Below are 21,808 nucleotides of genomic sequence, written 5' to 3'. Positions count from 1 at the left end.
TATTTTTAAACCCCTTCCCTTAGCCCGCTCCGATGGTAAGGGTTCACGTCGAGAGCTACGGGTGCACTAGGAACAAGGCGGACGGCGAGATGATGGAAGCGATTCTGCTTAGGGCGGGCTATGAACTGGTCGAGACCCCCGAAAGCGCGGATTACGTTGTCGTCAACACCTGCGCCGTCAAGGACCCCACTGAGAAGCACATGAAGGAGCGCATAAAGGAGCTCCTCGACTCCGGAAAGAGGGTCATCGTCACCGGTTGCCTGACCCACGTAAACCCCGATGTCATAGACCCACGCGTCTCAGGAATCCTCGGTGTCAAGAGCATAGACCGGATTGCCGAAGCCGTGGAGATCGCCGAGGGCGGCGGAAAGCTGGTGAGCGTCGAGGGGTGGCGCGAGAGGAACATCGACAAGCTTGAACTCCCGCGCCTCTGGAAGTCCGGGGTTGCCTTTGTCGTCCCAATAAGCGAGGGGTGCCTCAACGGGTGCACCTACTGCGCGACGCGCTTCGCTCGTGGCGTTCTCAAGAGCTACAAACCTGAACTCATCGTCAAGTGGGTGAAAGAAGCACTTTCTAGGGGTTATAAGGAGATACAGCTCTCCAGCGAGGACACCGGCTGCTATGGCTTCGACATCGGCACTAACTTGGCCAAGCTCCTCGACGAGATAACGGCCATAGAGGGCGAATTCCGCGTTAGGGTCGGTATGATGAACCCCAACCACGCGATAAAGATACTGGACGAGCTCGTTGAGGCCTACCAGAGCGAGAAGGTCTACAAGTTCCTCCACCTGCCGGTTCAGAGCGGGGACAACGATGTGTTAAAGCGCATGGGAAGGACGTACACTGTGGAGGAATTTGAGGAGATAGTTCAAATATTTCGCAAAAAAGTTCGGGATTTGAACCTCAACACCGACATCATAGTCGGATTTCCCGGCGAGACGGATGAGGCCTTCGAGAACACCGTCGAACTTGTGAAGCGCGTAAGGCCGGACAAGATAAACGTCTCCCGCTATTCGCCGAGGCCGGGCACGATAGCGGCGAGGTGGAAGCAGCTGCCAGGCTGGAAGGTCAAGGAGCGCTCCCGCGAGCTCCACCGGCTCAGACTCGGTATAGCGTATGAGATAAACCAGTCCTACGTTGGCAAGGAGGTTGAAGTCCTTGTCCATGGCTCCGGAAAGAAGGGCGGTGTGGAAGGTAGGACCTTCAACTACAAGGATATAATCCTCGACTCCGGTGAGCCGGGGGAGTTCGTCAGGGTCAGGGTGGACTGGGCTGGATCCACATACCTTAGGGGCACACTCTTACAGTGAGGCACCGTTTTTTGTGGTCTCTCTCAGCCTTTTATTGCCCCTAATCATTCTCTTCACGTCGTTTCCGACTTTCAATACACCGTCACACTAACAGGCTCACTGACATCCTCCCCGCCCTAAAGGGTGAGGCTTTCAGAAGAAAAAAGTAAAGCTCCGGGTGGATCCAGTAGTATCGTGATAACCTCGCCGGCCTCTGGCAGTTAGAAGAAAGAAGATAAAAGTCTACTACCACAGACGCTAGGCCCATTCGTCCTCGGGGATGGCCTCCTTCTTGGCGGGGATTATGCAGAGGAACTCCAGCGTTTCCCCGGTGGCCTTGTAGCCGTGAGGTTCGTTGGGCGGGACGTAGAGGAAGTTCCCGGCTTTAACGTGGACCTCTTTGTCTCCCCCGGTTATTATTCCCTCTCCCCTGACGATGAATATCTCGTGCTCCCAGTCGTGCTGGTGCATGGGTATCTCGGCGCCCTTCTTGAGGACGAAGTAGCGCATGGCGAAGTTCTTCGCCCCGAGCTTCGGAGAAACGAGCCAGCGGATGGTTACTCCCTCAAAACCGGTGTCCTTCTCAGGGACATCCTTGTAGTGTCCGACGAACATGGTACCACCGGAACCACTTGGGTGAATGGATATTTAAGCTTGGTGGAAACCCAAATCAAAAGGGCTTTAAGCACCTCTCCCGACGTTTTTTAGGTGAACCCAATGAGAAAGGTTGCCGCTGCATTTCTTCTTGTTTTCATAATCCTTGCCGCGGGATGCATAAGTGGTGGGAACTCCACGACGGGAACAACTACCCCAACCTCATCCCCTGCTTCCGGAGGCATTGACTTCGGCTCTTACGGGAAGGGACAGGTTCTCGCGAAGTGGTCTGAGCTCGCCGACACGTCGAAGGTCTACGTCAGCGAGGGCTACGAAGACCTGGCGAAGCACTATTTCCCCGATGCGCAGATCCTTCCCGCGAGCCAGTACGACGGCGGGATAGCCATCCTCTCCCCGAAGGACGCCAGGACAGTCCTAAGGGGAAAGCCGATTCTGATAACCGTCAACGACTACTTCGGCTACATCATTTACAAGTTCGGACTCAAGTTCGTCGGGCCGGACAAGGGCGTTATGGCAGCTTTCAACGATAACGGCAAGGCCCACTTCGTCTTCACCGGGACGAGCAAGGCAGGGGCTGGAGCGGCCCTTGAGTACGCGATGAGGCTGAGAGAGGGTGCAAAAGTCAATGTGGACGACATCGTAAGGAGCAGCGATTTCGAGGGAGCTGTCCTGAAGGTCATAGGAGACAACGACTGGGACGGAATCCCTGACGAGAGCGAGAGCTGGTACCTCACCTCTTTCAAGGCCATGGAGCCATTCATCTACTACTGGAGGGTTGTGGAGGGGGAGAACGTTACCGTTAGCGGGGGCTTCATAAGGCTCGTAAACGGCTCAACCGTCTACATCCACGCCCTCGGGTTCAATGTGAGCATAAGAGTGAAGAACCCGAAGAACAAAGAGCTCACCTACGTTGTCGAGAACATCAACCCCAACTACGTTGAGGTATCCGGAAAGGTCAAGTCAGTGGACATGGGCGGAACTGAGGTGAAGGTCGTAAGCTCCTCCGATGAGGTGAACATAGTCCCGAAGAACGTGAGCTCCTACAGGATAATCGCCCTCGGCGACCACAGGCCCGGCAGTGGAACGAAGCCGCCCGAGGTGTTCCTGAAGATACGCGATGAGATCAACAATGACGAGGGAGTTTTCATAATCGATGGAGGTGACCTGGTATACACAGGAAGGGTCGACGAATGGGCGGCCCTGCTCAAGGAGTGGAAGTGGAACAAGCCGATCTTCGTCGCTCCAGGCAACCACGAGTACCGCGGCGAGGGAATAAACGTCTTCCACATGCTCTTCGGCCCGGACAACTACGCCTTCTCCTTCGGGAACTACCGCTACATAATCATCAACGATGTTGAGGACAACTACGGCCTCAGCGACGAGACCTTCAAGTGGCTTGAGGATCAGATGAATCTGGCAGCTGAGAGGGGTGAGCGGCCTGTTCTGGTTCTCCACGCCCCGCCGATTGACCCAAGACCCAACGGGGATCACGCGATGAAGCCGGAGGACGCCAAGAGGCTTCTGGAGACGATGAAAGCCTACAACGCCTTCGGGATCTTCAGCCACATCCACATCTACTGGTACGGAAAGGAGGACGGCGTCCAGATGCTCATAACTGGCGGCGGTGGAGCCCCGCTATACGCACCGCCCGACCAGGGCGGTTTCTACCACTACGTGAGGCTCGACATGGCCGCGAACGGCACGGTCTCGGTCGAGCCGGTTAAAGTCGAACCCTGAACCTTCCTTTATTTTCTATTTAGCCCTATATAGTGATGCCCACCCAACTATATTCTACTGCGGCAAGGCATTTATATGGCGGTTTTTATCCCAGTTCCGGTGAGCGGGATGGACCCATGGCTGCTGATAACGATAGTCCTTGGTTTTGCCATGGCTTGGGCGATAGGCGCCAACGACGCGGCCAATTCAATGAGCACCGCCGTTGGGGCGAAGGCGATAACGCCGAAACAGGCCGTCGTCATAGCTGGACTTCTTGAATTCACGGGTGCCTACTTCTTCGGAAAGAGCGTTACAGAGACAATAAGAAAGGGAATCCTCAACCCAACGATGATAACCGACCCGAACGTTCTCATCTACGGCTCCATGGCGGCTCTCTTGGCTGCTACACTATGGCTGGTTATAGCGACCAAGTTCGGACTTCCGGTCTCGACGACCCATTCAATCATCGGGGGAATAGTCGGCTACGGAATCGTCTACGCTGGAACAGCGATAGTCAACTGGGGCAAGATGGGTCAGGTTGTCCTGAGCTGGATCCTCTCCCCCATTATCGGAGCCTTTATGGCGTTCCTCGTATTCAAAGCCATGACGAGGAGCATTTTTGAAACCAAAGACCCGGTTAGGAATGCCCGCATCTGGTCTCCGTTCTGGATAGGCCTGGCTTTCGTCGTGATAGGAACGATGTTCTACATCAAAGTCCTCCACGGGGGCGACCTCAAGACGGGCGTGATGATGTACGGCCTCCCCGCGGGCGTTGTTACCTTCATCGTGACATACCTCCTGATAAGGCTCCGCTTCAGGAGTGCAGACCCCCTCATAAACGTCGAGAGCATCTTTAAGAAAGCCCAGCTCGTGACTTCAAGCTACGTTGCCCTGGCACACGGTTCCAACGACGTTGCGAATGCGATAGGGCCGGTGGCGGCCGTCTACGCCGTCGCCACTATGGGCCTCAGTGGAATGCAGGTGCCGGTTCCCAGATGGATACTGGCGATGGGAGGTCTTGGAATAACCATTGGCGTGGCCACCTACGGGTACAAGGTTATGGAGACCGTCGGGAAAAAGATAACCGAACTGACCAACACGAGGGGATTCACAATACAGTTCTCGGCCGCGACCGTCGTTCTCGTCTCAAGCTGGCTCGGCCTTCCAATATCCACAACTCACGTCGTCGTTGGGGCGGTTATAGGCGTCGGCCTCGCCAGGGGAGTAAAGGCAATAAACAAGGACATCGTTAGGGATATAATAATCTCCTGGTTCGTTACCGTTCCGGTCGCCGCTTTGATCAGCGCGGCCATATTCAAAATCCTGATGCTCGTGGGGTGATATCATGCAGGTCTGGACAAAGCTCTTCGCAAAGAGCCCCTTCAAGCCTCTCATAAAGCACTCCGAGGTCGTACTCAACACTGTTGAGACCCTCGAGAGGGCCCTCCAGGCGTGGGAGAGGGGAGACTACGAGGAGATGAAGAGGTTAGCAGTCGAGGTAGACAGGCTTGAAGACGTTGCCGACAGGATAAAGGAGGAAATCCGCGACTCGCTCAGCTCAAAGCTCATGATGGCCGTAGCTAGAGAGGACGTCCTCATATACCTCCACATGCAGGACAAGGTGGCCGACGCCGCCGAAGACACCGCGAAGTGGCTTCTCGTGAAGAAGCCCGGCACGATTCCGGCTGAGATCAAGGAGATAATAATCCAGATGGGAGCTGAGAGCATAAAGGCAGCAAAGCTCGTCCACAAGGCGATAGTCCAGATGGACCGCGTTATAGAGAGCGGCTTCTCTGAGAACGAGATAAAGGCCGAGTACGAGATAATCCACGAGATAGAGGGCGTTGAGAGCAAAATAGACGGGCTTGACACGAAGCTGATGCAGAAAGTCTTCGAGATGGCGGACGAAATGAGCTGGGGAGATGGTATTTGTATCCTCAACGTGGCGAGAACGCTCAGCAACATCTCGGACAAGGCAAAAGATGCGGCCGAGAGGATAAGGCTCATGATGAACAAGTGAGAACAACTCTTTTAAATCTCTTTTCTAACTTTGTCCGATGGAAATGACGGGCAGTGCTAGAATAGTCCGCGAGTTCTTCAATGTTTGGAGGGAGGTTTTTCAGCTACCGCTGGGATGTTGTCAGCTATCTAATAGGCCTTGTAATACCGGTTGCTGTGATGGGCATATTCGCCGGCTTGGTGACCATAAACGCGAACATCGAGCAGTACGGCACGGACTCCTTTCTCCAGTTCTTTCTGATAGGCTTCATCGTACACAACATAATCCTCTCTGGGTTTCCCCAGCAAAGTGTTGAGTGCGCGGGTTGAGAACCTCTCTTTAGAGGATGTGTTTCTGATTCTGTTTGGCAGTTAAATTTTCAATTGGCGTTTAGTTTATAACCTAGTTTTACTTAACTTTGCCAAAAGATTTATAGACTTTAATGGTATTCATTATTCGATGATAGAATGTGGAGGGGTATAACACACTAAAGCCCGAGTTATATAATTTCGAAGTAGATGGCAAGTTTTTTGTTTTGCATCCACCTACAGGAACCCTACTTGAGGTCGATAAGAAAACCTACGACTTCTGCAGGTTTGTGGCGGAATTGGGCTGGGAGGATGCCAGGGAGCGTTTTGTAACGGAACTCACTTTTTGTTGGGGGTGGTGAATTGCACAACTCGCTGGGGCTGTTTAGGGTCGTGGTGAGATTTACACTGGTGCTTGTGCTAGTCTCTTTTCTGGTGGGAACCGGTGTTAAAGCGGGGCTTGAACAGCAGGCACGGAACGAGCTTCTTAATTATCCCGATTACCTTGAACTCTATGAAAACGCCACCCGGCTAGGCATGGAGCCGAGTGATTACTACTTGAAGTATATAGCACCCAAAAAGCACCCCGAACTTGCAGCCCCCACGGTTGTCGTGGGATTCAATGCACTGATATCCTCGTTGGCTCCCCCAAAAGATGAAATGTGGAGAAAGATTGAACATAGGCATTTTGCTATATCAAGGAGGGAAGCCTTTCTGCGTACGTTCATTTTTCTTCTCGTCTCAGAGATTTTTCTAGTCCTTCTCTCTGTGGTGGTTGCTTTTTGGGCATTGAGAAGCCAGAGGGTAGCAGGCATTTTAAGCATCTTCTCCCGGGTAATTTCGGGTATCCCGGTTTGGTGGTTGGGGGTTGTTTTCATACTTATTATCATATACTCAGCGCTTCCCGATGATATTCTCATCTCCCCCGGCCCCGGTGCGGGACTTTTGACTATCCTAAGGGCCATGATATTTCCGGTCCTTACAGTTGTCCTCATCTCTTTTTGGCGTCTTGCTATGGAGTTCTATATGTTGCTAAGGCGAGAAATCCTTAGCCCCTACGTCAGTTATAAACGGGCTGTGGGACTTCCCGAAAACCGGATTTTGCGGTCTGTCTTTAAAGCGATCTCGGTACCGGCCCTCTCCGTGTGGTTTTCCCACTTAATTGAGGTTGAGGGCATGGTCATTGTTGTTGATTACCTCTTCAAATTAGGGGGGCTGGGTCAAATGATAGCCTCGAGCTTTTCGGGAGCCAGGGCTGAGACCTTCTATTTTATTCCGAGTCTCTTTACCTTTCCCCTTCTGGTTTTTATAGTGCTGAACCTTATCATCTCGATATCTATCGAGTTCATTAAACCTAAACTTGACCCAAGGGGGGGCAGGATATGATGATAAACAGAAAGGGGGTTCTTATGATTGCAGTCTTCATTGCGTTCTTAGTGGGTGCACATTTCTCAGTTTCTCCATCAGACATGGAGCATTGGGACGACAGGCTCTACTGGAAGGACTACCCAAAAAACGCCCTCCCCGTATGGCATCCGGGTGCAGATATGGGGACACTCAGATTAGAGGGGCAGGGAGAAATTGTGGTGTCTGTGGAAGCATTGCCCACTAACTTGGTGCTTTCAAAAGCCACGCTTGTTATAACCCGCCCCGATGGTCGTTCAATCAGACTTTCAGGAAGTGGGAGTGTCAATTCCAATACTACCTTGGTTGCCGAGGCTAAGGCCTTTGCCAGAGAGCTGGGACTCAGCGAGACAGCACTCATTCTCTATCAACCAACCCAACTCCTCTTTCTCTCTGAAAACGAGACTCTTCTAAAAGGGGATTACATTTTCCGGGTGGAGGCTGGGAGGGCCATACTATTCGGCAACGCGTACGGTCCGCTCGGCACTGATGGATACGGGAGGGACCTTTGGGTTGGTTTTGTAAAGTCCACGTGGGGTACTGTTGTACTAACAGTCCTTACCGTGTCGTTCGTGATTCTCATCGGGCTGCCATTCGGCGTAATCTCCGGCTATCACAGGAACGTTTTGGGCGATGCGGTGACGGTCATAGTGGATGCTTTTAACTCCATTCCTGCAATTCCCCTTGTATTGGTCATGATATATGCCATTTCCCGTGTTGGTGCATACACAAAACTTGTGGTCCCGGACTGGCTCATCGGAATAATTTTATCCCTGTTCTTTTTCAGCCAGTACTCCAACTCCATACGTGGCATAGTGGAAAATGAAAAGGTAAAGGAATACATGGCGGCTAGTAAAAGCATAGGTGCTTCGGACAGTTATGTGGTGTTCAGGCATATCCTCCCTATTGTGCTCAGTTACACGGTCCCCTATGTCACCATGCTCTTCCCAAGGGTTATGGCTTTTATCTCAGTACTGGGGTTGTTCAACATAATTCCAGGTAATAACTGGGGATCCTACATCGCAGAGGCCCTCAAGCAGGGTGCGTTGATGGGGCGTTACTGGTGGTGGGTGATGGCTCCAGTAATAGTTATTGCGTTCTTAGCAGTCGCGGTTTCGAATCTATTTGAGTACGCTGAAACTTCCGGAGTTCAACTATGATGCCTTTAGCGGGAGAACCATTCACTGAAGATGAAGAATAGCAAGAGAAGAACGAGAGGGTCAGATGGCTATCATCGTCGAGGTCATCTGTATCTCGGACATCTTCCTTATCTTCTCCGTGATGAACTGGTCAAGGTCCTTGAGCGTGTCGGTCTCAACCTTAACTACAAGGTCGTACTCTCCATAGACCACGTAGGCCTCCTTAACCTCCGGCATGGCCAGAAGCTTCTCCATGACTTCCCTTTCCTTTCCAGCGGCCGTAACCATCAAAATAAAAGCCGTCACCATGGCTATCACCAAAAGTATTTTATCTTCGGAGTATTTAAGTTTATCGAGGCCTATGTTCGACCACTTAATAAGCAAAGCCCAATTGGAGCGGTTTTACGCCCACCTGAGCTCACGCGGATTCGCTGAAATCCGGCCCTACGCCAAGGGAACAACCAGCCTAATCTTCAGGGCAAAGTTAGATGAAAAAAACGTCATAATAAAGCTCCAGAGGCCCGATTCTCCAAGGCAGAACTTTGCCCGGGAGGCAGAGATAGTAAAGGCAATCGAGTCCTTTGGGATAACGCCTCCCTTGGTCGCCTACGGGAAATTCGAGGGCCTCGAGTACCTCATTAGGGAGTTCGCAGAGGGGGAGATAATATTCTACGCCGACCTTGAGAAGCGCCATCTCTTTGAGATAGCCGAGAAGACTGCTTTGCTCGACAGGCTGGGCCTCGACCACGGTCAGATACAGGGTGGGAAGCACATAATCATCGGGAAGCGCGTTTATCTCATCGACTTTGAGAAGGCCAACTGGAGGAAACCGAAGAACCTAACCTCGGCAATGGCCATGATCTTCCTGAACGACAACTACATCTCCAGGCGTGTCAGGGAGAAGTTCGGAATCGACGGCACTTTTTTGGAGGAGATGAAACAGGAGCTCGCGGAATATAAGAGGACGGGAAGGCTTTCAGGCCTTTTGGCCCTTCTTTCTTGCATTTAGCCTGTCCGCATAGAGGGCCATGAGCGGTATGACCACCGCCATCGCTATGAGGCCCATCCGCGGGTCCCAGAAGTAGTCAAAGAGCAGTATAACGGCCACAGCGATGAGTATCATGAGGAAGAGATCCCTATCGTAGAGCCTCGACTTGGCGAGGATGTTCTGCTCCCTGGCAGCGTACGCCAGGTAGAACGGTATCCCCAGGGCCGCCACGGCCACCCCAAGGTACGTCCTGAAGACCAGCGATATTGCAATGCCCGCTGTGAGTATGATTCCAACGGCGTGCTCTTCCTTCATGCCCGCACCCGACCGTCCAGTATCTCCCCGGACTTTTTAAAGCTTCCCGGTGCACATTGCAGTCCTTCAAGGTTAAGCTTATATACCTCACGACCCATTATAGATCGGTGATAGCGTTATGAGCAACATCGAATGGAATGAGAAGACCTTTTCTAAGTTCGCCTACCTCGGCGACCCGAGGATAAGGAGCGGCTTTGTCGCCTACACCCTCACCAAGGCCAACCTTGACGAAGACAAGTACGAGAGCACGGTCGTTGTTGAGAACCTCGAAACCGGGGCTAAGCGCTTCGTCGAGAACGCCTCGATGCCCAGAATTTCTCCGGACGGCAAAAAACTCGCCTTCATGAGGCCCAACGAGGAGAAAAAGGCGAGTGAGATATGGGTTGCAGACCTTCAGACCCTCAGCGCCAAGAAAGTCCTCACAGCCAAAAACGTCCGCTCCGTCCAGTGGAACGACGACTCGCGCCGTTTGCTCGTTGTAGGCTTCAAGAGGCGCGATGATGAGGACTTCGTCTTTGATGATGACGTTCCAGTATGGTTCGACAGCATGGGCTTCTTTGACGGTGAGAAAACTACCTTCTGGATTCTGGACACGGAGAGCGAGGAGATTATAGAGAGCTTTGAAAAACCCCGCTTCAGTTCCGGCCTCTGGCACGGCGATTCCATAGTAGTCAACGTTCCACACCGCGAGGGTTCAAAGCCGGCCCTCTTTAAGTTCTGGGACATCTACCTGTGGAAGGACGGCGAAGAGGAGAAGCTCTTCGAGCGCGTTTCCTTCGAGGCCGTTGATTCCGATGGAAAGAGTCTGCTCCTGCGCGGAAAGAGGGAGAAGAGATTCATGAGCGAGCACGACTGGCTCTACCTCTGGGACGGGGAGCCTAAGCCTGTATATGAAGGCCCGCTCAACACCGGACAGGCCAAACTCGACAACGGGAGGGTCTACTTCACACTTGCAAACGCCGGAAGGGTTAACCTCCACGTCTGGGACGGCGAGGTTAAACCTATAACAGTTGGGGACCACTGGGTGATGGGCTTCGATGTTCACGAGGGAAAGGTCGTTGCCCTAATCGAGACCGCGACGAGGCTGAGAGAGCTTTACATCTACGACGGCGAGCTTAAGCAGCTCACCGACTACAACGGGCCGATATTCAAAAGGCTCAAGACCTTCGAGCCAAGGCACTTCCGCTTCAAGAGTCTTGATCTTGAGATAGACGGCTGGTATCTAAAGCCCGAGCTGAATGAGGACGAGAAGGCGCCGGTGATAGTCTTCGTCCACGGCGGGCCTAAGGGAATGTACGGTCACTACTTCAAGTACGAGATGCAGTTGATGGCGAGCAAAGGCTACTACGTCGTCTTCGTGAACCCGCGCGGCAGCAACGGCTATGACGAGGATTTTGCCCTCAGGGTTCTTGAGAGAACAGGTTTAGAAGACTTCCAGGACATCATGAACGGCATTGAGGAGTTCTTCAAGCTCGAGCCGCAGGCCGACCGCGAGAGGGTTGGAATAACCGGCATAAGCTACGGCGGCTTCATGACCAACTGGGCCTTAACGCAGAGCGACCTCTTCAAGGCAGGAATAAGCGAGAACGGAATAAGCTACTGGCTCACCAGTCATGCGTTCTCGGACATAGGCCTCTGGTACGATGTGGAAGTGATAGGCCCGAACCCGCTGGAGAACGAGAACTACAGAAAGCTAAGCCCGCTCTTCTACGCGGGGAACGTGAAGGCTCCGATCCTGCTCATCCACTCGCTGGAGGACTACCGCTGCCCGCTCGACCAGAGCCTGATGTTCTACCACGTTTTGAAAGACCTCGGTAAAGAAGCCTACATCGCGATATTCAGGCGCGGTGCTCATGGTCACAGCATCCGCGGCAAGCCGAAGCACCGCTCAAAGCGCTACAAGCTTTTCTTTGAGTTCTTCGAGCGGAAGCTGAAGAAGTACGAGGAAGGCTTCGACGTCGAGAAGATACTCAAGGGAAGCCCAGGTCCAGCTCCCTGAGCCTTTCCTCTATTACTCCCCCTGAAGTAGAAGACGCACCAGCCGTTCCTGCAGACGATTTTGAATTCCCCCTCCACATCGTCGACTTCTCCTTCCCCTCGAACCACTCCAACGAAGCACCTTTTGCCCCTCCAGATTTCGGATTTCTCCGGTCTCAAAAGTCCACTGTAAAGAGCCCCCCATTCATCAAGACATGCCCTAAGCCTACGAGGATTGACTCCTCTCGGGGCCGATTCCGGTCGGCGACGCGAAGCTGCTCCTCTACCTGATATGGCCGTCGATACTCGGCTTTGGAATAGCAATAGCCAGGAGCTTCAAGCTCAGAAGGGAAATCGGTCAGCTCATGGACTACTACACGAATCTGGAGGCTTTCGAAGAGCTGGAGGAAGTCGGGGGATTTAACCCCCTTCCCTTTCCGGTTTTCTGGCGACAACTCCAAGGGCTTCCTCAACGCGCTTAACACCAACGAAGCCGGCCTTCCTTAACCTTTCCATAACGCCTTTCTGGAGGTCTTTCTTCCTGTACTTCTTTCCAGGGTTGCCGACGTAGTGGAAGAGCCTCCCCCCGGGCTTTAAAACCCTGAAAAGCTCGCGGTAGAACTCCTCACTGTAAAGTTGGCCTGCTAACGAGAAGCGCGGCGGGTCGTGGATTACGACGTCAAAGCTCTCAGGCTTGAACCTTTTGACGACCTCGAAGGAATCGCCTTGTATAACCTGAACTTTCCCGCCGGTGAAAAGCTCCCTGCTCCAGGGGTTTATTCTCGCCAGCTCTAGGACGTTCGGGTCCTTCTCAACGGTTATCACGTAGGCACCCCGTTTGGAGGCTTCTATGGCGGTGTAGCCGAGTCCCATGCATGTATCCAAGACTGTCTCACCCTCCCTTGGCTTCACCGCGTTTACCTTGTTCCTCGTGTCCTGAAGGGGGTTTACCTCCTTCGTGCGGTGCATGCGGATGCCGTTTATCTCTATGGTCGGAGGAATCGTTGGGACGAGCTTGTAAAATCCACTCTCGCCAGCTATCGCCGCCTTGTAAACTCCACCGTTTTTGACGAAGTAGACCGTATCATTGTCCTTTGCAATTCTCTCGATTACACTCTTCTCGACCCTCGTTCCATCTGGAAAGACGAACTCATCCCCATCTCTGGTTATCTCAGACGTCCTGTTCGTCTTTCGGAGGTCGAGGTTGAGCCTCACCTTATCCCCGGAAAAAAGGAGCCTTCTCGCATCCTTGGAAGTGAGAAAGTAGAGTTCGTCCATGCCCTCACCGAACCCCGTTGGACGGAGGCAATAAAAACCTAACCCACCACCCTCTCGAAAATCCTCTCGAAGTTCCTGAAGGTTATCGCCTCGACCTCTTTCTCGCTGAAGTTCTCCCTCAGCCTCTCGAGTAGCGCTGGAATCCTCGACTCGTCCTCGAAGCCCTCGACGCTCCTTCCGCTCCAGCCAGGGAGGTAGTAGACGAAGTCGAAGCCAAGGCCGACGTGTTTATACCCCGCTAAGTCCACCATGTACGCGATGTGCTCGACGTATTTCTCAAGCGTCGGCATCTCCCTGTCGACGAAGCTCGGTATCGCGACCGCGCCGATAACCCCACTGCGCTCTGCTATTGCCAGTATCTGATCGTCGGTTAGGTTCCTCGGGTTGTCGCAGAGCTTCTTGGCGTTGGAGTGCGACGCTATGACCGGAAACGCAGTCACGTCGAGGGTGTCCCAGAAGCCGGCCTCGTTTATGTGGCTCAGGTCGATGACTATCCCCAGCTCCTCGGCCTTCCCGACGACCTCAACGCCGAAGTTGGTTAGTCCGCCGTTGGTTCTCTCGAAGATGCCGTCAGCAATGGCGTTTCTGAGGCTCCACGTGAGCGTGAGAACCCTCAATCCAAGCCTGTAGAAAACCTCCAGCAGGTCGAGGCTCTCTTCTATCGGTTCACCTCCCTCAAGGGAGAGCCACAGCGCTACCCGTCCCTCTTCTATGGCCTCCCTCATCTCACCGACGCTCTTCACCAGCTCGAAGCGCTCGCTTTCCTCCACATCCTTAAGGAGGGTATTGAGAACCTCCAGGCCGTAGATCGTCGCGTCGCCCCTCCGCTCGGGCCTCGTCCATATCGCCATGACCCTCGACGAGACCCAGCCGCTGAAGAAGCGCTCGAAGTTTCGCTCGAGGACGGTGGTCTTTCCCCTTTTCCTCTCGTCGTAAACGAAGGTCGGCAAATCGGAGTGTGCGTCGAATATCATAAAAACTCCCTCACAGCTTTTCTTCCATCGTGGCAACCTCTGTGAGGGCCTCGGCCTTTACCTGTGGGTCGGGGATGTCCTTGATAACTTCCCTCGCCTCGTTGAACTCCTGACTCTTGGCCAGCTCCAAAGCTATCGCCTTGAGGGCCTCGCTCCTCTTGCGCGGGTCCTTTATCTCCCTCGCGAACTTGAGAGCCCTTCCAAGGCTTCCGAGCTCTGTGAGGAGTCTCGCTATCTTCTGGACGTTGGCCTCTGTGAATACTGGATTCTGGCACCTCTCGAAGGCCTTGTCCACCACGTCGAGGTACTCGATGTTGTTGATGCGCCTCATCCACAGCGCCACTTCTAACTCCCCTATCAGCCGGGCTGTTCCGCTGTACTTCTTCTCTATGAGTGCTATGGCGTAGTGGTACCTCCCCTCGAGGAGGGATTGCCTTATCTCGGGCAGTCCGACGTCGTAGACCGTCTTTGCCAGCTCTATCTTCTTCTCCACGACGGCAGCGCGTTGGTTGACGTGGAGCTTGTCGAATATATCAAAGGCTACTCTGTAGAAGTCGAGTGCCTTTTCAGCCGGGAGCGCGTCTCCAGCCATCTCCATGAGTTCCCCTATACGGACTATGCCCTCAACCTTGTGGGTGTAGTTTACCTCCGCCCCTATTATGGTATCGAAGGCCACGTTGAACACATCTAGAGCGCTCTCAGGGTGGCCACAGAGGGTGAGATGGTACGCTATTGTGGAAAGGACTATTCCCTTTTCTATGGGCGAGCCTATGTCGTCGGTCTCGTCTAAGGCCCTGCCGAAGAAGTCCATTGCATCGTCCTCATAGCCGAGAATTCCCAGGGTGGCCGCTATTATGGCGTAGACGGTTGCTTTATGGGCGGGGTCTTTCAGCTTCTTGGCGATGTATATGGCGTCCTCCATTATGTCGGGTATCCACTCCTCCGGCCCGCCCTTCCGGTGGATCGCCACGGCGAGGTCGTTGAGAAGCTCCACTTTCTCTATGGGGTCTTCGAGGTCCTCTATTCCGGCGAGAGCCTCATCGTAATAACCCCTCTGGATGAGCATCTCGATCTCTTCTCGCGTCGCCATACTAACTATTAGGTCTGTTCTAAATCCTTATAAACCTTTGTTGGTCACTTCCAGCGAAGAACCATGCTGGCGATAGGTTTGTACAACACATATGACCCCAAACGGCTCCACGAGGCCCACCTGAGGGCGATAGCGAGGGCGGCCCCAATAGCCTACGCCTACGGCTTCCATCTGGCCCTCGTGGGTTTTCCCCTTGAGGGAAAGCCCATGGAAGTAGCGGAGGAGATAAGCTCCCACACTACCATAGGCGAGGGCGGGAAGTACCTGGTGGAGCTGGCTCAGAATAACCGCTTCCACCTGCTGGAGTTCCCAAGGAAGGGCTTTCCTCCCCAATTTGGTACCATTGTGGCGACCACCAGAAAGCCGAGCGGGGAGAAGGAGATCACTCCGGTGGAGCTCGCGGAGAGGGCCCTTGGGGGAGAGAGCTTTCTCCTCCTGATAGGCCTCGGGCGGCACGGCCTCCCGAAGGAAATCTTTAAGACCGCCTGCCATCATATGGACATAACCGGAAAAAGGGTGAGCCTTGAGACCTGCACCGCCATCGGTGCGATCCCGGCGAGAATAAGCACCCTCATGGAGGCACTGAAATGGATGAAGGGTGGAAGAAAGACCTGACGTGGGCTCTCATAGCGGTCATAGTGGTGTTCATTTTCCAGTTCGGCCTCAAGGTGGCCCTCCACACCGATTCTCCCCTCGTCATAGTCGTAAGCGGCTCGATGGAGCCCGTTTTCTACCGCGGCGATGTGGTGCTGCTGAAGGGGATAAACGAGGACAACATAGACGACGTCCACGTTAACGACGTCATCGTCTACAAGCGCCCCGGCTACGAATATCCCATCATCCATAGGGTAAGGGAAATAAGCCTGGTCAAGCTCGGGAACAAGACCGAGAAGTGCTTCCTCACCTGGGGCGACAACAACTGGGCCCCCGACCCTGATTATCCCACCCCATACGGCATGGTTCCATGCGTTCCGGCCTACGCCGTCGAGGACAAGGCTTTGCTCGTCTTCCCGAAGATAGGGCTCATCCCGCTGGAGATAAGGGAGTGGCTCGGGCTGGGATGATGTGAGGGTAGGTGGCCGAGGTCCCCGATGAGGAGCTAATCGGCCCCTGACCATCAGCCCTTTGCTTCGCAAAGCGCTGGCGGAAAGTCTTTGACTGTTTCAGATTATCAATTCACTAGAGTGTTTTCACTACCCTTCCAGCAAAGATTATCAAGTTAGAACATACCCTACTGGCTCTTGGGGGTTAGGGTTTAATATTAAAAAGACGCCCTCTGGGCGTCAAAAGAGAATTAAAACCTGCCATAAAAAGCATTTCGTAAGTGTTCTCCACTCAAGGGAGAGTTTTTGAGGAAAACCTGTCTAAATTCAACCTCATCTGGAAAGGATACCTCTATCCACTTTTGCGGAGCAAAGGTTGCTGGGGGGCTAACGCCCCCAGAACTTATCCAGCAAAGTCCGCTCAGTGGTGACCGCTCTCATCACCCCTCAGGAGGGCTTGGGCGTCATCATCGCTGGGCTTAAAAACTCGCAGAACTTTTTAATCCTGGTGGTTCAAATGATGCGCTTCATCCCTCTCATTGTAGCCAGGCCGGAGGTTCAGATGGCCATCGACGAGGCTATAATGCGTGCCAGGATCGAGGGGAAGGTTCCCGACACGGTGAGGCTCTACGCCTTCAGTCCAAGCTCCGTAACGATAGGCCGCTTCCAGAGCGTCGTCCACGACGTCAACCTTGACGAAGCTAAGAGGCTCGGAATCCCCGTTGTCAGGCGCATCACAGGCGGCGGCTCGGTCTTCCACGACGAGTTCGGCGAGATAACCTACTCGGTTATAGCGGGCGAGGATCTCCACCCTGCCCTGAAGAACGTCGAGAGCAGCTATCGCTATCTGGCCGGCCCTCTGGTTGATGCACTGAATGAGCTGGGGCTCGACGCGGGCTTTTCCGGTCTGAACGACATCGTAGCGAACGGAAAGAAGATTAGCGGCTCGGCGCAGACGAGGAGGAAGGGCGTAATTTTACAGCACGGAACCTTCATGTACTCCACGAGAGTCGATATCCTCGGAAAAGTCCTGCGCGTTTCCAAGGCCAAGCTGGCGGACAAGGGTGTTTCCTCGATATGGGAGCGCGTTACAACGCTGGAGCGCGAGGGGATAAAGCTCAACCGCTGGGAGGCCTACGAGTTGCTCAAGCAAAGCTTCTTCAATGCTTTTCCGTTGGAGGAAGGAGAGCTCACTGACTACGAGCTTGAGCTGGCGGAGAAGCTTGTAGAAGAAAAATACGGGAACCCGGAGTGGAACGAGATGCGCTAAGGAATTCTCCAGTTCTTTTCTATTTCAAAATCCCTAACAAGTTCGTAGAACAGCTCGTCCTCGCCAAGCTCTTCCCTCAGCTTTCTGAAGTTTTCCTCAAGCCTGGTAAGCCTGCCTTTCGAGCGTTTCAGCATGGAGTTGCCGACCTCGATGGCAAAGCGGAGGTAAGCCTCGTCCACTAAGACCTTCCCGTCCTTCCCGAGGGGTGTCGTCAAGTACTCGGTGGCGTTTATTTCCACGAGGTAGCGGTTAGAGATAACTTTGAAGGTCGTATACTTGAAGCCGCTGGCCAATCCAATCTCGTGGAGCTTTTTGGCATTTTCCATGTCCTCGGCTACGATGTGAAAAATCGGCGGCTGGCTCTTGAGGAATATGAGGCCCTCCCTCGCGTTCCTGAGGGCGTCCAGAGCTTCTTCAAATTCGATGGGCCGGTGGACCTTTATCAGCCACCTGGAGAGCGGCTTGGCCCCAAGGGCCGGCTCCTCGATGATCCCAATCCTGCCAGAGCAGGAGGATGTCGTGTATACACCCTTGATTGAGTTGATGAGCAGGAGCAGTTCTATTATGTCCTCGTCTACCTTTCCTTCTCTCATCGCCGTGAAGAGACTCGTGAGAGCCTCGCGCTTGGCTTTCATCTCGAAACCTCCTGATCACTTTCAGTTGTCCCGAAAGCGCCTTCAGGGGCGGGTTGGGGTAAGTAAAAGGCGTATCCTCTCTCTTTCAGCCCGTTGGGTCGAAAACTTTATAAAGCTAACCCAAAAGGTTTAGCTGAACATGGCCGGGGTGGTGTAGCCTGGTCAGCACAGGGGACTGTGGATCCCCTAGCCCGGGTTCAAATCCCGGCCCCGGCCCCAGAAGAACCGCTTTTCTAGAATAAAACGCCTTCAAAGCTTCTTCAAGCAACTTTGACATGTTAATGCCGTTATTCTTCGCAAACTCCACCAAATCCGCCCGAATTGTCACAGTAACTAATCAACGAATACCCAAAGCTTGAGAGCACTCTCTAACCCCTTCAAACATTATCGCCCGGCTCCTCCTTCAAGCTTACCCCAACATCAGGATTGATGAAGCCACTCATGAGGAACTCAATCTCGACACCCTCGCCGACAGATACTTCTCCCCCGACCTAAAAGTCAGCATCGGCCTCAAAGAAACCAAAATCCTCAAAGTTTACGATGAGGAAGGCAAAACCGCATACTGGGTGAGAGGCTCCATCTCAATCTCCACGAAAATGATTGACCGGAAGAACAAGAGCGGAGCCATCGCCGACATCATGATGATAAGGCTCACTCCAGCCAACGTTTTCCTCAGAGGGGTGTCTTCAACGAGAAGCCCGTCAGGGCATACTTTGACGTTGAACCAAGCGAGTGGTTCATTGACACCATGTTGCACGCGGCGGGAATATACCTCAAGGATTACGGAGAGAGAAGCCTCATCGTCTTTCGGGATGAATAAAATTTCATGTACTTTTTGTTTTATTTTCGAACCCAATACGCCGGCTTCCTGGCCAGCCATGTGTTAAATTGTGTTAAATAAAAAATAATTTACTAGTGTCAAGCAATTACTTTACGCGAAAGATTTATAAATTTTGGATTGTGTTATTTCCCTTGCCCGTTCGGCCGTTATGGATACGAACGGGCAGAAGAGTCAAATCTGGGGGGTTCAGAAGGTGATTGAGGCAAAGCTTGTGTTTGAGGGCACCTTCGAGGAGGCCGAAGCAAAAGTTAAGGAAGTCCTTCCACAGACGGGTTTTGGAATCGTCTGGGAGCAGGACTTCACGGCTGTCGTGAAGAACAAGCTCGGCATTGACATGCCAAAGTACAAGACGCTTGGCCTCTGCAATGCGAAGGTCTTCTACGACCTCTGGCAGAGGAACAAGGGCATCGGCATGGTCGCCCCCTGTCACCTCCTCCTGTACGAGGAAGATGGTAAAGTTCACGCGAAGATGGCCGTTCCTGAGGAGTTCTGGGATGAAGAAGTCATGGCCGAGCCCTTTAACAAGGTCCTTGAAGCCCTCAAGGGCGTCGGCTTCAACTGACTCCTCCCTTCTTCCTCCCTTTCCTTCTGAGGGCGTATTTTTTGACCCAAAACCAAAACTTCTGGAGGTGAGAGCATGTTCCTTCACATTGAAACCGGATTGGCAAGCGAGGATTATGAAATCCTGCTCAAGGCCGTCAAGAAGGAAATGGGTTCCACGACGGAAAAGCTCGTGGAGTTGGGTTTTGACGAGGAGGTCGCGATTAACACCCTCGTGTTTGAGGTTCCCTCAAGCTCGAATTTTTACTGTAAGGCTTGTCTGGATGCGTTTGATGATTTTGAGAGTGCCCAACAGCACGTTATTGAAGCTCATTCGAAAGAGAACGTTCCCAAGTTCAGGGGAAAGAGTGTGAAAGAGCTCGCGGGGATGTTGGTTGAGGAATATAACAGGATCTTCGGCGATGTTCATTTCCGGACAAAGAAACAGCGGGCAAGGGTTGGGAGGTAGCTCCCCAGAAAACGGGACAAAAGAAGGCGGGGCAAAAGGAGAAGATAAACGCTTCCCGTGACTTTTTTTCTTTTTTCGTTTTCATTAAGTTCACCTCTGAAGAGGCATTCCTGGCCGAGATAACCCTTACGTGGATGTTCCAAAAGTGACTGCCCGTCACTGGTGATGGGGGTTCACGATTTTCCAGTGTTGGAGTTTTGCCTTTAACGATTTATGAGCAAGGTATGGGAGCAAAAATTGAAATGGGCCAAAGATTCCCTCGCCCACTCCTGCGAGAAGAACTTCCTCATGTGTTTGGGCCTGATTGGCTGATTAATTAACTCCACTCTCCGAATGAGTGGTTTTTCGAGAGTGAAGTAAGAAACAAGGGGTTTATCGGGTTCAGGGGCGTATCTTTTGACGTACTGCCTGAGCAAGCCTTGAACTTCCTTTGTTATGAAGGTCATTCTTGGCTGGCCTGTTTTCGAAACCTCGGGGGGCACTCTAATGAGCCTTTGTCAATGTACGAGAGAGGTAGCTTGGTGAGCTCGTACACTCTCAGACCACTTGTGGCCATTATGAGGAGCCCCAGGGTTATTTTGTTGGCGATTCTTTTGGAGACTTCTTCCCTTTTCGCGAACTGAATCCTGCATATTGTACTTAAGAGGGCTTGAACATCCTGGCGTGTAATCACGGTCATGTCAAACCTCATGGGATACGATAATCTTTGAGATAAAAGAACTGTCCTTCGTGGATTCTGCGCTTTACTTCTACGCTGATAACTTCATTAAAGTTTGTGTCTAGCACCCACCTATTGTTCCGCAGAAAGTCTCTGAAAGCTTCTTTCTTGTCTTTTCCCTCACCAAATCCTAAAACTTGGAAGTTATCAACATCGGGAGATAGCACATGAGGAGAGGAGTAAGTGAATCCATCTGGGGTTACAAACATGAACAGTCTTTTCCTCATATTGCCACCTCCAGTTTTAGCATCTTCAACAGTTCTTCATAGCTGTACTCTAAGGAGGTGTCTAAACCTTCAAAGTGATATCTGACGGGAAGTATCTTGTCATCCTCGAAAGCAGATTTTGAAAAGTCTTTGGCTATCAATATTCCCCCCACAGCTTCGTCCCCAAATTCTTTTACGTATTTTCTCAGCTGCTCAACGTCTTTTTTCTGGGCTTTTCCTGTTTTGACCTCTGCAAGTAAGTATTTGTTTTTCGGGGAGGGGTGCCTTGGCTTAATGAATATGTCCACGTAACCCTCTGGAAGAGCTTTTTCGCCGAGTACTTCAAATTCGCTGGGAGAATTGTCCACTCCAAAAAACTCCAAAGCGTCTCCAAGGACGGTTTCTTTGATCTTCTTTCTCACCAATGACTGAAGGATAAGCTCCTTGAAATAGGACTTCTCGGGGATTACTTGGTTTTCCCGTTTAAACACAATTTTTGGCTCGAACGTCTCTGCGTTTAGCTCTAGGTGCTCAGACTCCCCAGTAAATGGGGTACCCATCTCCGAAACATTGTAAAGCGTGATTGTATCTGCTTGGAAATGAGTTTTCCTGTAACCTCCTCTCAAAAGCAGGTTCTCTGCGACGTATGAGAATTCCTGTCTAACCATTGGTTCGTTAAACTCTCGCTCTAGCTTCAGGAACAGTCTGAATGGGAAGTAGTACGTTCGTTTTGATCTAAATGTTATTGGTGACCACGGGGGAAGTTTCTCAGCATTCTTGTAAGCAACCTTCTTGACAACTCGATACAGATTTCTCACTCTGGCCCCATATAAAAATGAGATGTAATCCCCAACTTCTATGTCAAAAAACGTCCAGAGCCCGTTTATACTGTTCGTAAAACCTGCGAGGTTGTACTTTACACACAGCTCGAGGTTCTCCCGGTTTGAGAGCGATAGTAGGAAGTAATCTGACACTGCTCCTCACCTAAGCTAAG

26 protein-coding genes, 1 tRNA gene and 1 pseudogene are annotated in these 21,808 nt (G+C 52.4%); 15 read left to right on the top strand and 13 right to left on the bottom strand.

Annotation, left to right across the window (positions count from 1 at the left end; translation table 11 throughout):
* Positions 1-32: 32 nt before the first annotated feature.
* Complete coding sequence (locus tag A3L08_RS01735; RefSeq protein WP_088853399.1) at positions 33-1,310, top strand: tRNA (N(6)-L-threonylcarbamoyladenosine(37)-C(2))-methylthiotransferase; 1,278 nt, start codon at positions 33-35, stop codon at positions 1,308-1,310.
* 237 nt (positions 1,311-1,547) lie between these two features.
* Here A3L08_RS01735 and A3L08_RS01730 read toward each other — a convergent pair whose 3' ends face one another.
* Entirely contained in the window at positions 1,548-1,904 is a 357-nt protein-coding gene (locus tag A3L08_RS01730) for a cupin domain-containing protein (RefSeq protein WP_088853398.1), read from the bottom strand.
* Positions 1,905-2,006: 102 nt separating this feature from the next.
* Between A3L08_RS01730 and A3L08_RS01725 the strand changes: the two genes are divergently transcribed.
* The 6 genes from A3L08_RS01725 (at position 2,007) to A3L08_RS01695 (ending at position 8,491) form a co-directional block, all read left to right on the top strand.
* Entirely contained in the window at positions 2,007-3,641 is a 1,635-nt protein-coding gene (locus A3L08_RS01725; RefSeq protein WP_088853397.1) for a metallophosphoesterase family protein, read from the top strand.
* 108 nt (positions 3,642-3,749) lie between these two features.
* A complete protein-coding gene (locus A3L08_RS01720; protein WP_088853396.1) occupies positions 3,750-4,961 on the top strand; it encodes an inorganic phosphate transporter in 1,212 nt (403 codons plus the stop codon).
* Between the two features lie 4 nt (positions 4,962-4,965).
* Complete coding sequence (locus A3L08_RS01715; RefSeq protein WP_088853395.1) at positions 4,966-5,640, top strand: TIGR00153 family protein; 675 nt, start codon at positions 4,966-4,968, stop codon at positions 5,638-5,640.
* 80 nt (positions 5,641-5,720) lie between these two features.
* A complete protein-coding gene (locus A3L08_RS01710; protein ID WP_088853394.1) occupies positions 5,721-5,948 on the top strand; it encodes a hypothetical protein in 228 nt (75 codons plus the stop codon).
* Between the two features lie 342 nt (positions 5,949-6,290).
* The gene (locus A3L08_RS01700; RefSeq protein WP_088853392.1) at positions 6,291-7,313 is read left to right on the top strand and encodes an ABC transporter permease family protein; all 1,023 of its coding nucleotides are present in this window, start codon (positions 6,291-6,293) and stop codon (positions 7,311-7,313) included.
* Positions 7,310-8,491 (top strand): ABC transporter permease, encoded by a 1,182-nt coding sequence (locus A3L08_RS01695; protein WP_088853391.1) that lies wholly within the window; start codon positions 7,310-7,312, stop codon positions 8,489-8,491. Before A3L08_RS01700 ends, A3L08_RS01695 begins: the two co-directional genes overlap by 4 nt.
* 60 nt (positions 8,492-8,551) lie before the next feature.
* On the opposite strand, the gene A3L08_RS01690 is transcribed toward A3L08_RS01695, so the two are convergent.
* Positions 8,552-8,779 carry an Lrp/AsnC family transcriptional regulator gene (locus tag A3L08_RS01690; protein ID WP_012572508.1) on the bottom strand — a complete coding sequence of 76 codons (228 nt, stop codon included), beginning with the start codon at positions 8,777-8,779 and terminating at the stop codon, positions 8,552-8,554.
* A 52-nt stretch (positions 8,780-8,831) separates the two neighbouring features.
* Here A3L08_RS01690 and A3L08_RS01685 point away from each other — a divergent pair, with 52 nt between their 5' ends.
* A complete protein-coding gene (locus A3L08_RS01685) occupies positions 8,832-9,479 on the top strand; it encodes a serine/threonine protein kinase (protein WP_088853390.1) in 648 nt (215 codons plus the stop codon).
* On the opposite strand, the gene A3L08_RS01680 is transcribed toward A3L08_RS01685, so the two are convergent.
* Positions 9,447-9,773, bottom strand: coding sequence for a hypothetical protein (locus A3L08_RS01680; protein WP_088853389.1), 327 nt, complete (start codon positions 9,771-9,773; stop codon positions 9,447-9,449). The genes A3L08_RS01685 and A3L08_RS01680 overlap by 33 nt on opposite strands.
* A 118-nt stretch (positions 9,774-9,891) precedes the next feature.
* Here A3L08_RS01680 and A3L08_RS01675 point away from each other — a divergent pair, with 118 nt between their 5' ends.
* Entirely contained in the window at positions 9,892-11,772 is a 1,881-nt protein-coding gene (locus A3L08_RS01675) for an alpha/beta hydrolase family protein (RefSeq protein WP_088853388.1), read from the top strand.
* Here A3L08_RS01675 and A3L08_RS09865 read toward each other — a convergent pair.
* The 4 genes from A3L08_RS09865 to A3L08_RS01660 form a co-directional block, all read right to left on the bottom strand.
* Entirely contained in the window at positions 11,744-11,884 is a 141-nt protein-coding gene (locus A3L08_RS09865; protein ID WP_157721571.1) for a hypothetical protein, read from the bottom strand. The two genes, A3L08_RS01675 and A3L08_RS09865, sit on opposite strands and share 29 nt — an antisense overlap.
* 286 nt (positions 11,885-12,170) lie before the next feature.
* Entirely contained in the window at positions 12,171-13,028 is an 858-nt protein-coding gene (locus tag A3L08_RS01670; RefSeq protein ID WP_088853387.1) for a class I SAM-dependent methyltransferase, read from the bottom strand.
* A 38-nt stretch (positions 13,029-13,066) separates the two neighbouring features.
* Positions 13,067-14,002 (bottom strand): dipeptidase, encoded by a 936-nt coding sequence (locus tag A3L08_RS01665; RefSeq protein WP_088853386.1) that lies wholly within the window; start codon positions 14,000-14,002, stop codon positions 13,067-13,069.
* Positions 14,003-14,012: 10 nt separating this feature from the next.
* On the bottom strand, positions 14,013-15,092 hold the full coding sequence (locus tag A3L08_RS01660) for a hypothetical protein (protein WP_232461741.1): 1,080 nt from the start codon (positions 15,090-15,092) through the stop codon (positions 14,013-14,015).
* Positions 15,093-15,155: 63 nt separating this feature from the next.
* Between A3L08_RS01660 and A3L08_RS01655 the strand changes: the two genes are divergently transcribed.
* The 3 genes from A3L08_RS01655 to A3L08_RS01645 all read left to right on the top strand — a co-directional run bounded on the left by A3L08_RS01655 (position 15,156) and on the right by A3L08_RS01645 (position 17,405).
* Positions 15,156-15,707, top strand: coding sequence for a DUF531 family protein (locus tag A3L08_RS01655; RefSeq protein WP_088853384.1), 552 nt, complete (start codon positions 15,156-15,158; stop codon positions 15,705-15,707).
* Complete coding sequence (locus A3L08_RS01650) at positions 15,680-16,156, top strand: signal peptidase I (protein ID WP_088853383.1); 477 nt, start codon at positions 15,680-15,682, stop codon at positions 16,154-16,156. The genes A3L08_RS01655 and A3L08_RS01650 overlap by 28 nt, the downstream gene beginning before the upstream one ends.
* Positions 16,157-16,655: 499 nt before the next feature.
* Positions 16,656-17,405, top strand: a complete 750-nt coding sequence (locus A3L08_RS01645) for a lipoate--protein ligase family protein (RefSeq protein ID WP_088854859.1) — start codon at positions 16,656-16,658, stop codon at positions 17,403-17,405.
* Here A3L08_RS01645 and taw3 read toward each other — a convergent pair.
* Complete coding sequence (taw3, locus tag A3L08_RS01640; RefSeq protein WP_088853382.1) at positions 17,402-18,040, bottom strand: tRNA(Phe) 7-((3-amino-3-carboxypropyl)-4-demethylwyosine(37)-N(4))-methyltransferase Taw3; 639 nt, start codon at positions 18,038-18,040, stop codon at positions 17,402-17,404. The genes A3L08_RS01645 and taw3 overlap by 4 nt on opposite strands.
* A 142-nt stretch (positions 18,041-18,182) precedes the next feature.
* Here taw3 and A3L08_RS01635 point away from each other — a divergent pair.
* Positions 18,183-18,259 (top strand) — tRNA-His (locus A3L08_RS01635).
* A 31-nt stretch (positions 18,260-18,290) separates the two neighbouring features.
* Here the strand turns inward: A3L08_RS01635 and A3L08_RS10285 are convergent.
* Both A3L08_RS10285 and A3L08_RS01630 read right to left on the bottom strand, forming a co-directional pair.
* Positions 18,291-18,368: pseudogene (locus A3L08_RS10285) on the bottom strand (type II toxin-antitoxin system CcdA family antitoxin); the annotation flags it as partial.
* A 207-nt stretch (positions 18,369-18,575) separates the two neighbouring features.
* Positions 18,576-18,920, bottom strand: a complete 345-nt coding sequence (locus tag A3L08_RS01630; RefSeq protein WP_088853381.1) for a hypothetical protein — start codon at positions 18,918-18,920, stop codon at positions 18,576-18,578.
* A 154-nt stretch (positions 18,921-19,074) separates the two neighbouring features.
* On the opposite strand from A3L08_RS01630, the gene A3L08_RS01625 reads away from it, so the two are divergent.
* Together A3L08_RS01625 and A3L08_RS01620 are read left to right on the top strand one after the other, a co-directional pair.
* Positions 19,075-19,443: a DUF302 domain-containing protein gene (locus A3L08_RS01625; protein WP_157721570.1), complete on the top strand. Its 369-nt coding sequence runs from the start codon at positions 19,075-19,077 to the stop codon at positions 19,441-19,443.
* Between the two features lie 75 nt (positions 19,444-19,518).
* On the top strand, positions 19,519-19,890 hold the full coding sequence (locus tag A3L08_RS01620; protein WP_088853379.1) for a hypothetical protein: 372 nt from the start codon (positions 19,519-19,521) through the stop codon (positions 19,888-19,890).
* Positions 19,891-20,332: 442 nt separating this feature from the next.
* Here the strand turns inward: A3L08_RS01620 and A3L08_RS01610 are convergent, their stop codons facing one another.
* Genes A3L08_RS01610 through A3L08_RS01600 form a run of 3 tightly spaced genes read right to left on the bottom strand, consistent with a single transcriptional unit; the run spans position 20,333 to position 21,788 of the window.
* On the bottom strand, positions 20,333-20,581 hold the full coding sequence (locus A3L08_RS01610) for a hypothetical protein (RefSeq protein WP_157721569.1): 249 nt from the start codon (positions 20,579-20,581) through the stop codon (positions 20,333-20,335).
* Complete coding sequence (locus A3L08_RS01605) at positions 20,578-20,835, bottom strand: hypothetical protein (RefSeq protein ID WP_088853376.1); 258 nt, start codon at positions 20,833-20,835, stop codon at positions 20,578-20,580. The genes A3L08_RS01610 and A3L08_RS01605 overlap by 4 nt, the downstream gene beginning before the upstream one ends.
* Positions 20,832-21,788: a PDDEXK family nuclease gene (locus tag A3L08_RS01600; RefSeq protein ID WP_088853375.1), complete on the bottom strand. Its 957-nt coding sequence runs from the start codon at positions 21,786-21,788 to the stop codon at positions 20,832-20,834. Before A3L08_RS01600 ends, A3L08_RS01605 begins: the two co-directional genes overlap by 4 nt.
* Between the last annotated feature and the right edge of the window lie 20 nt (positions 21,789-21,808).

Source organism: Thermococcus pacificus, from assembly GCF_002214485.1.
GTDB classification, from domain to species: Archaea; Methanobacteriota_B; Thermococci; order Thermococcales; family Thermococcaceae; genus Thermococcus; species Thermococcus pacificus.
This window is presented reverse-complemented; position numbering and strand designations above follow the sequence as displayed.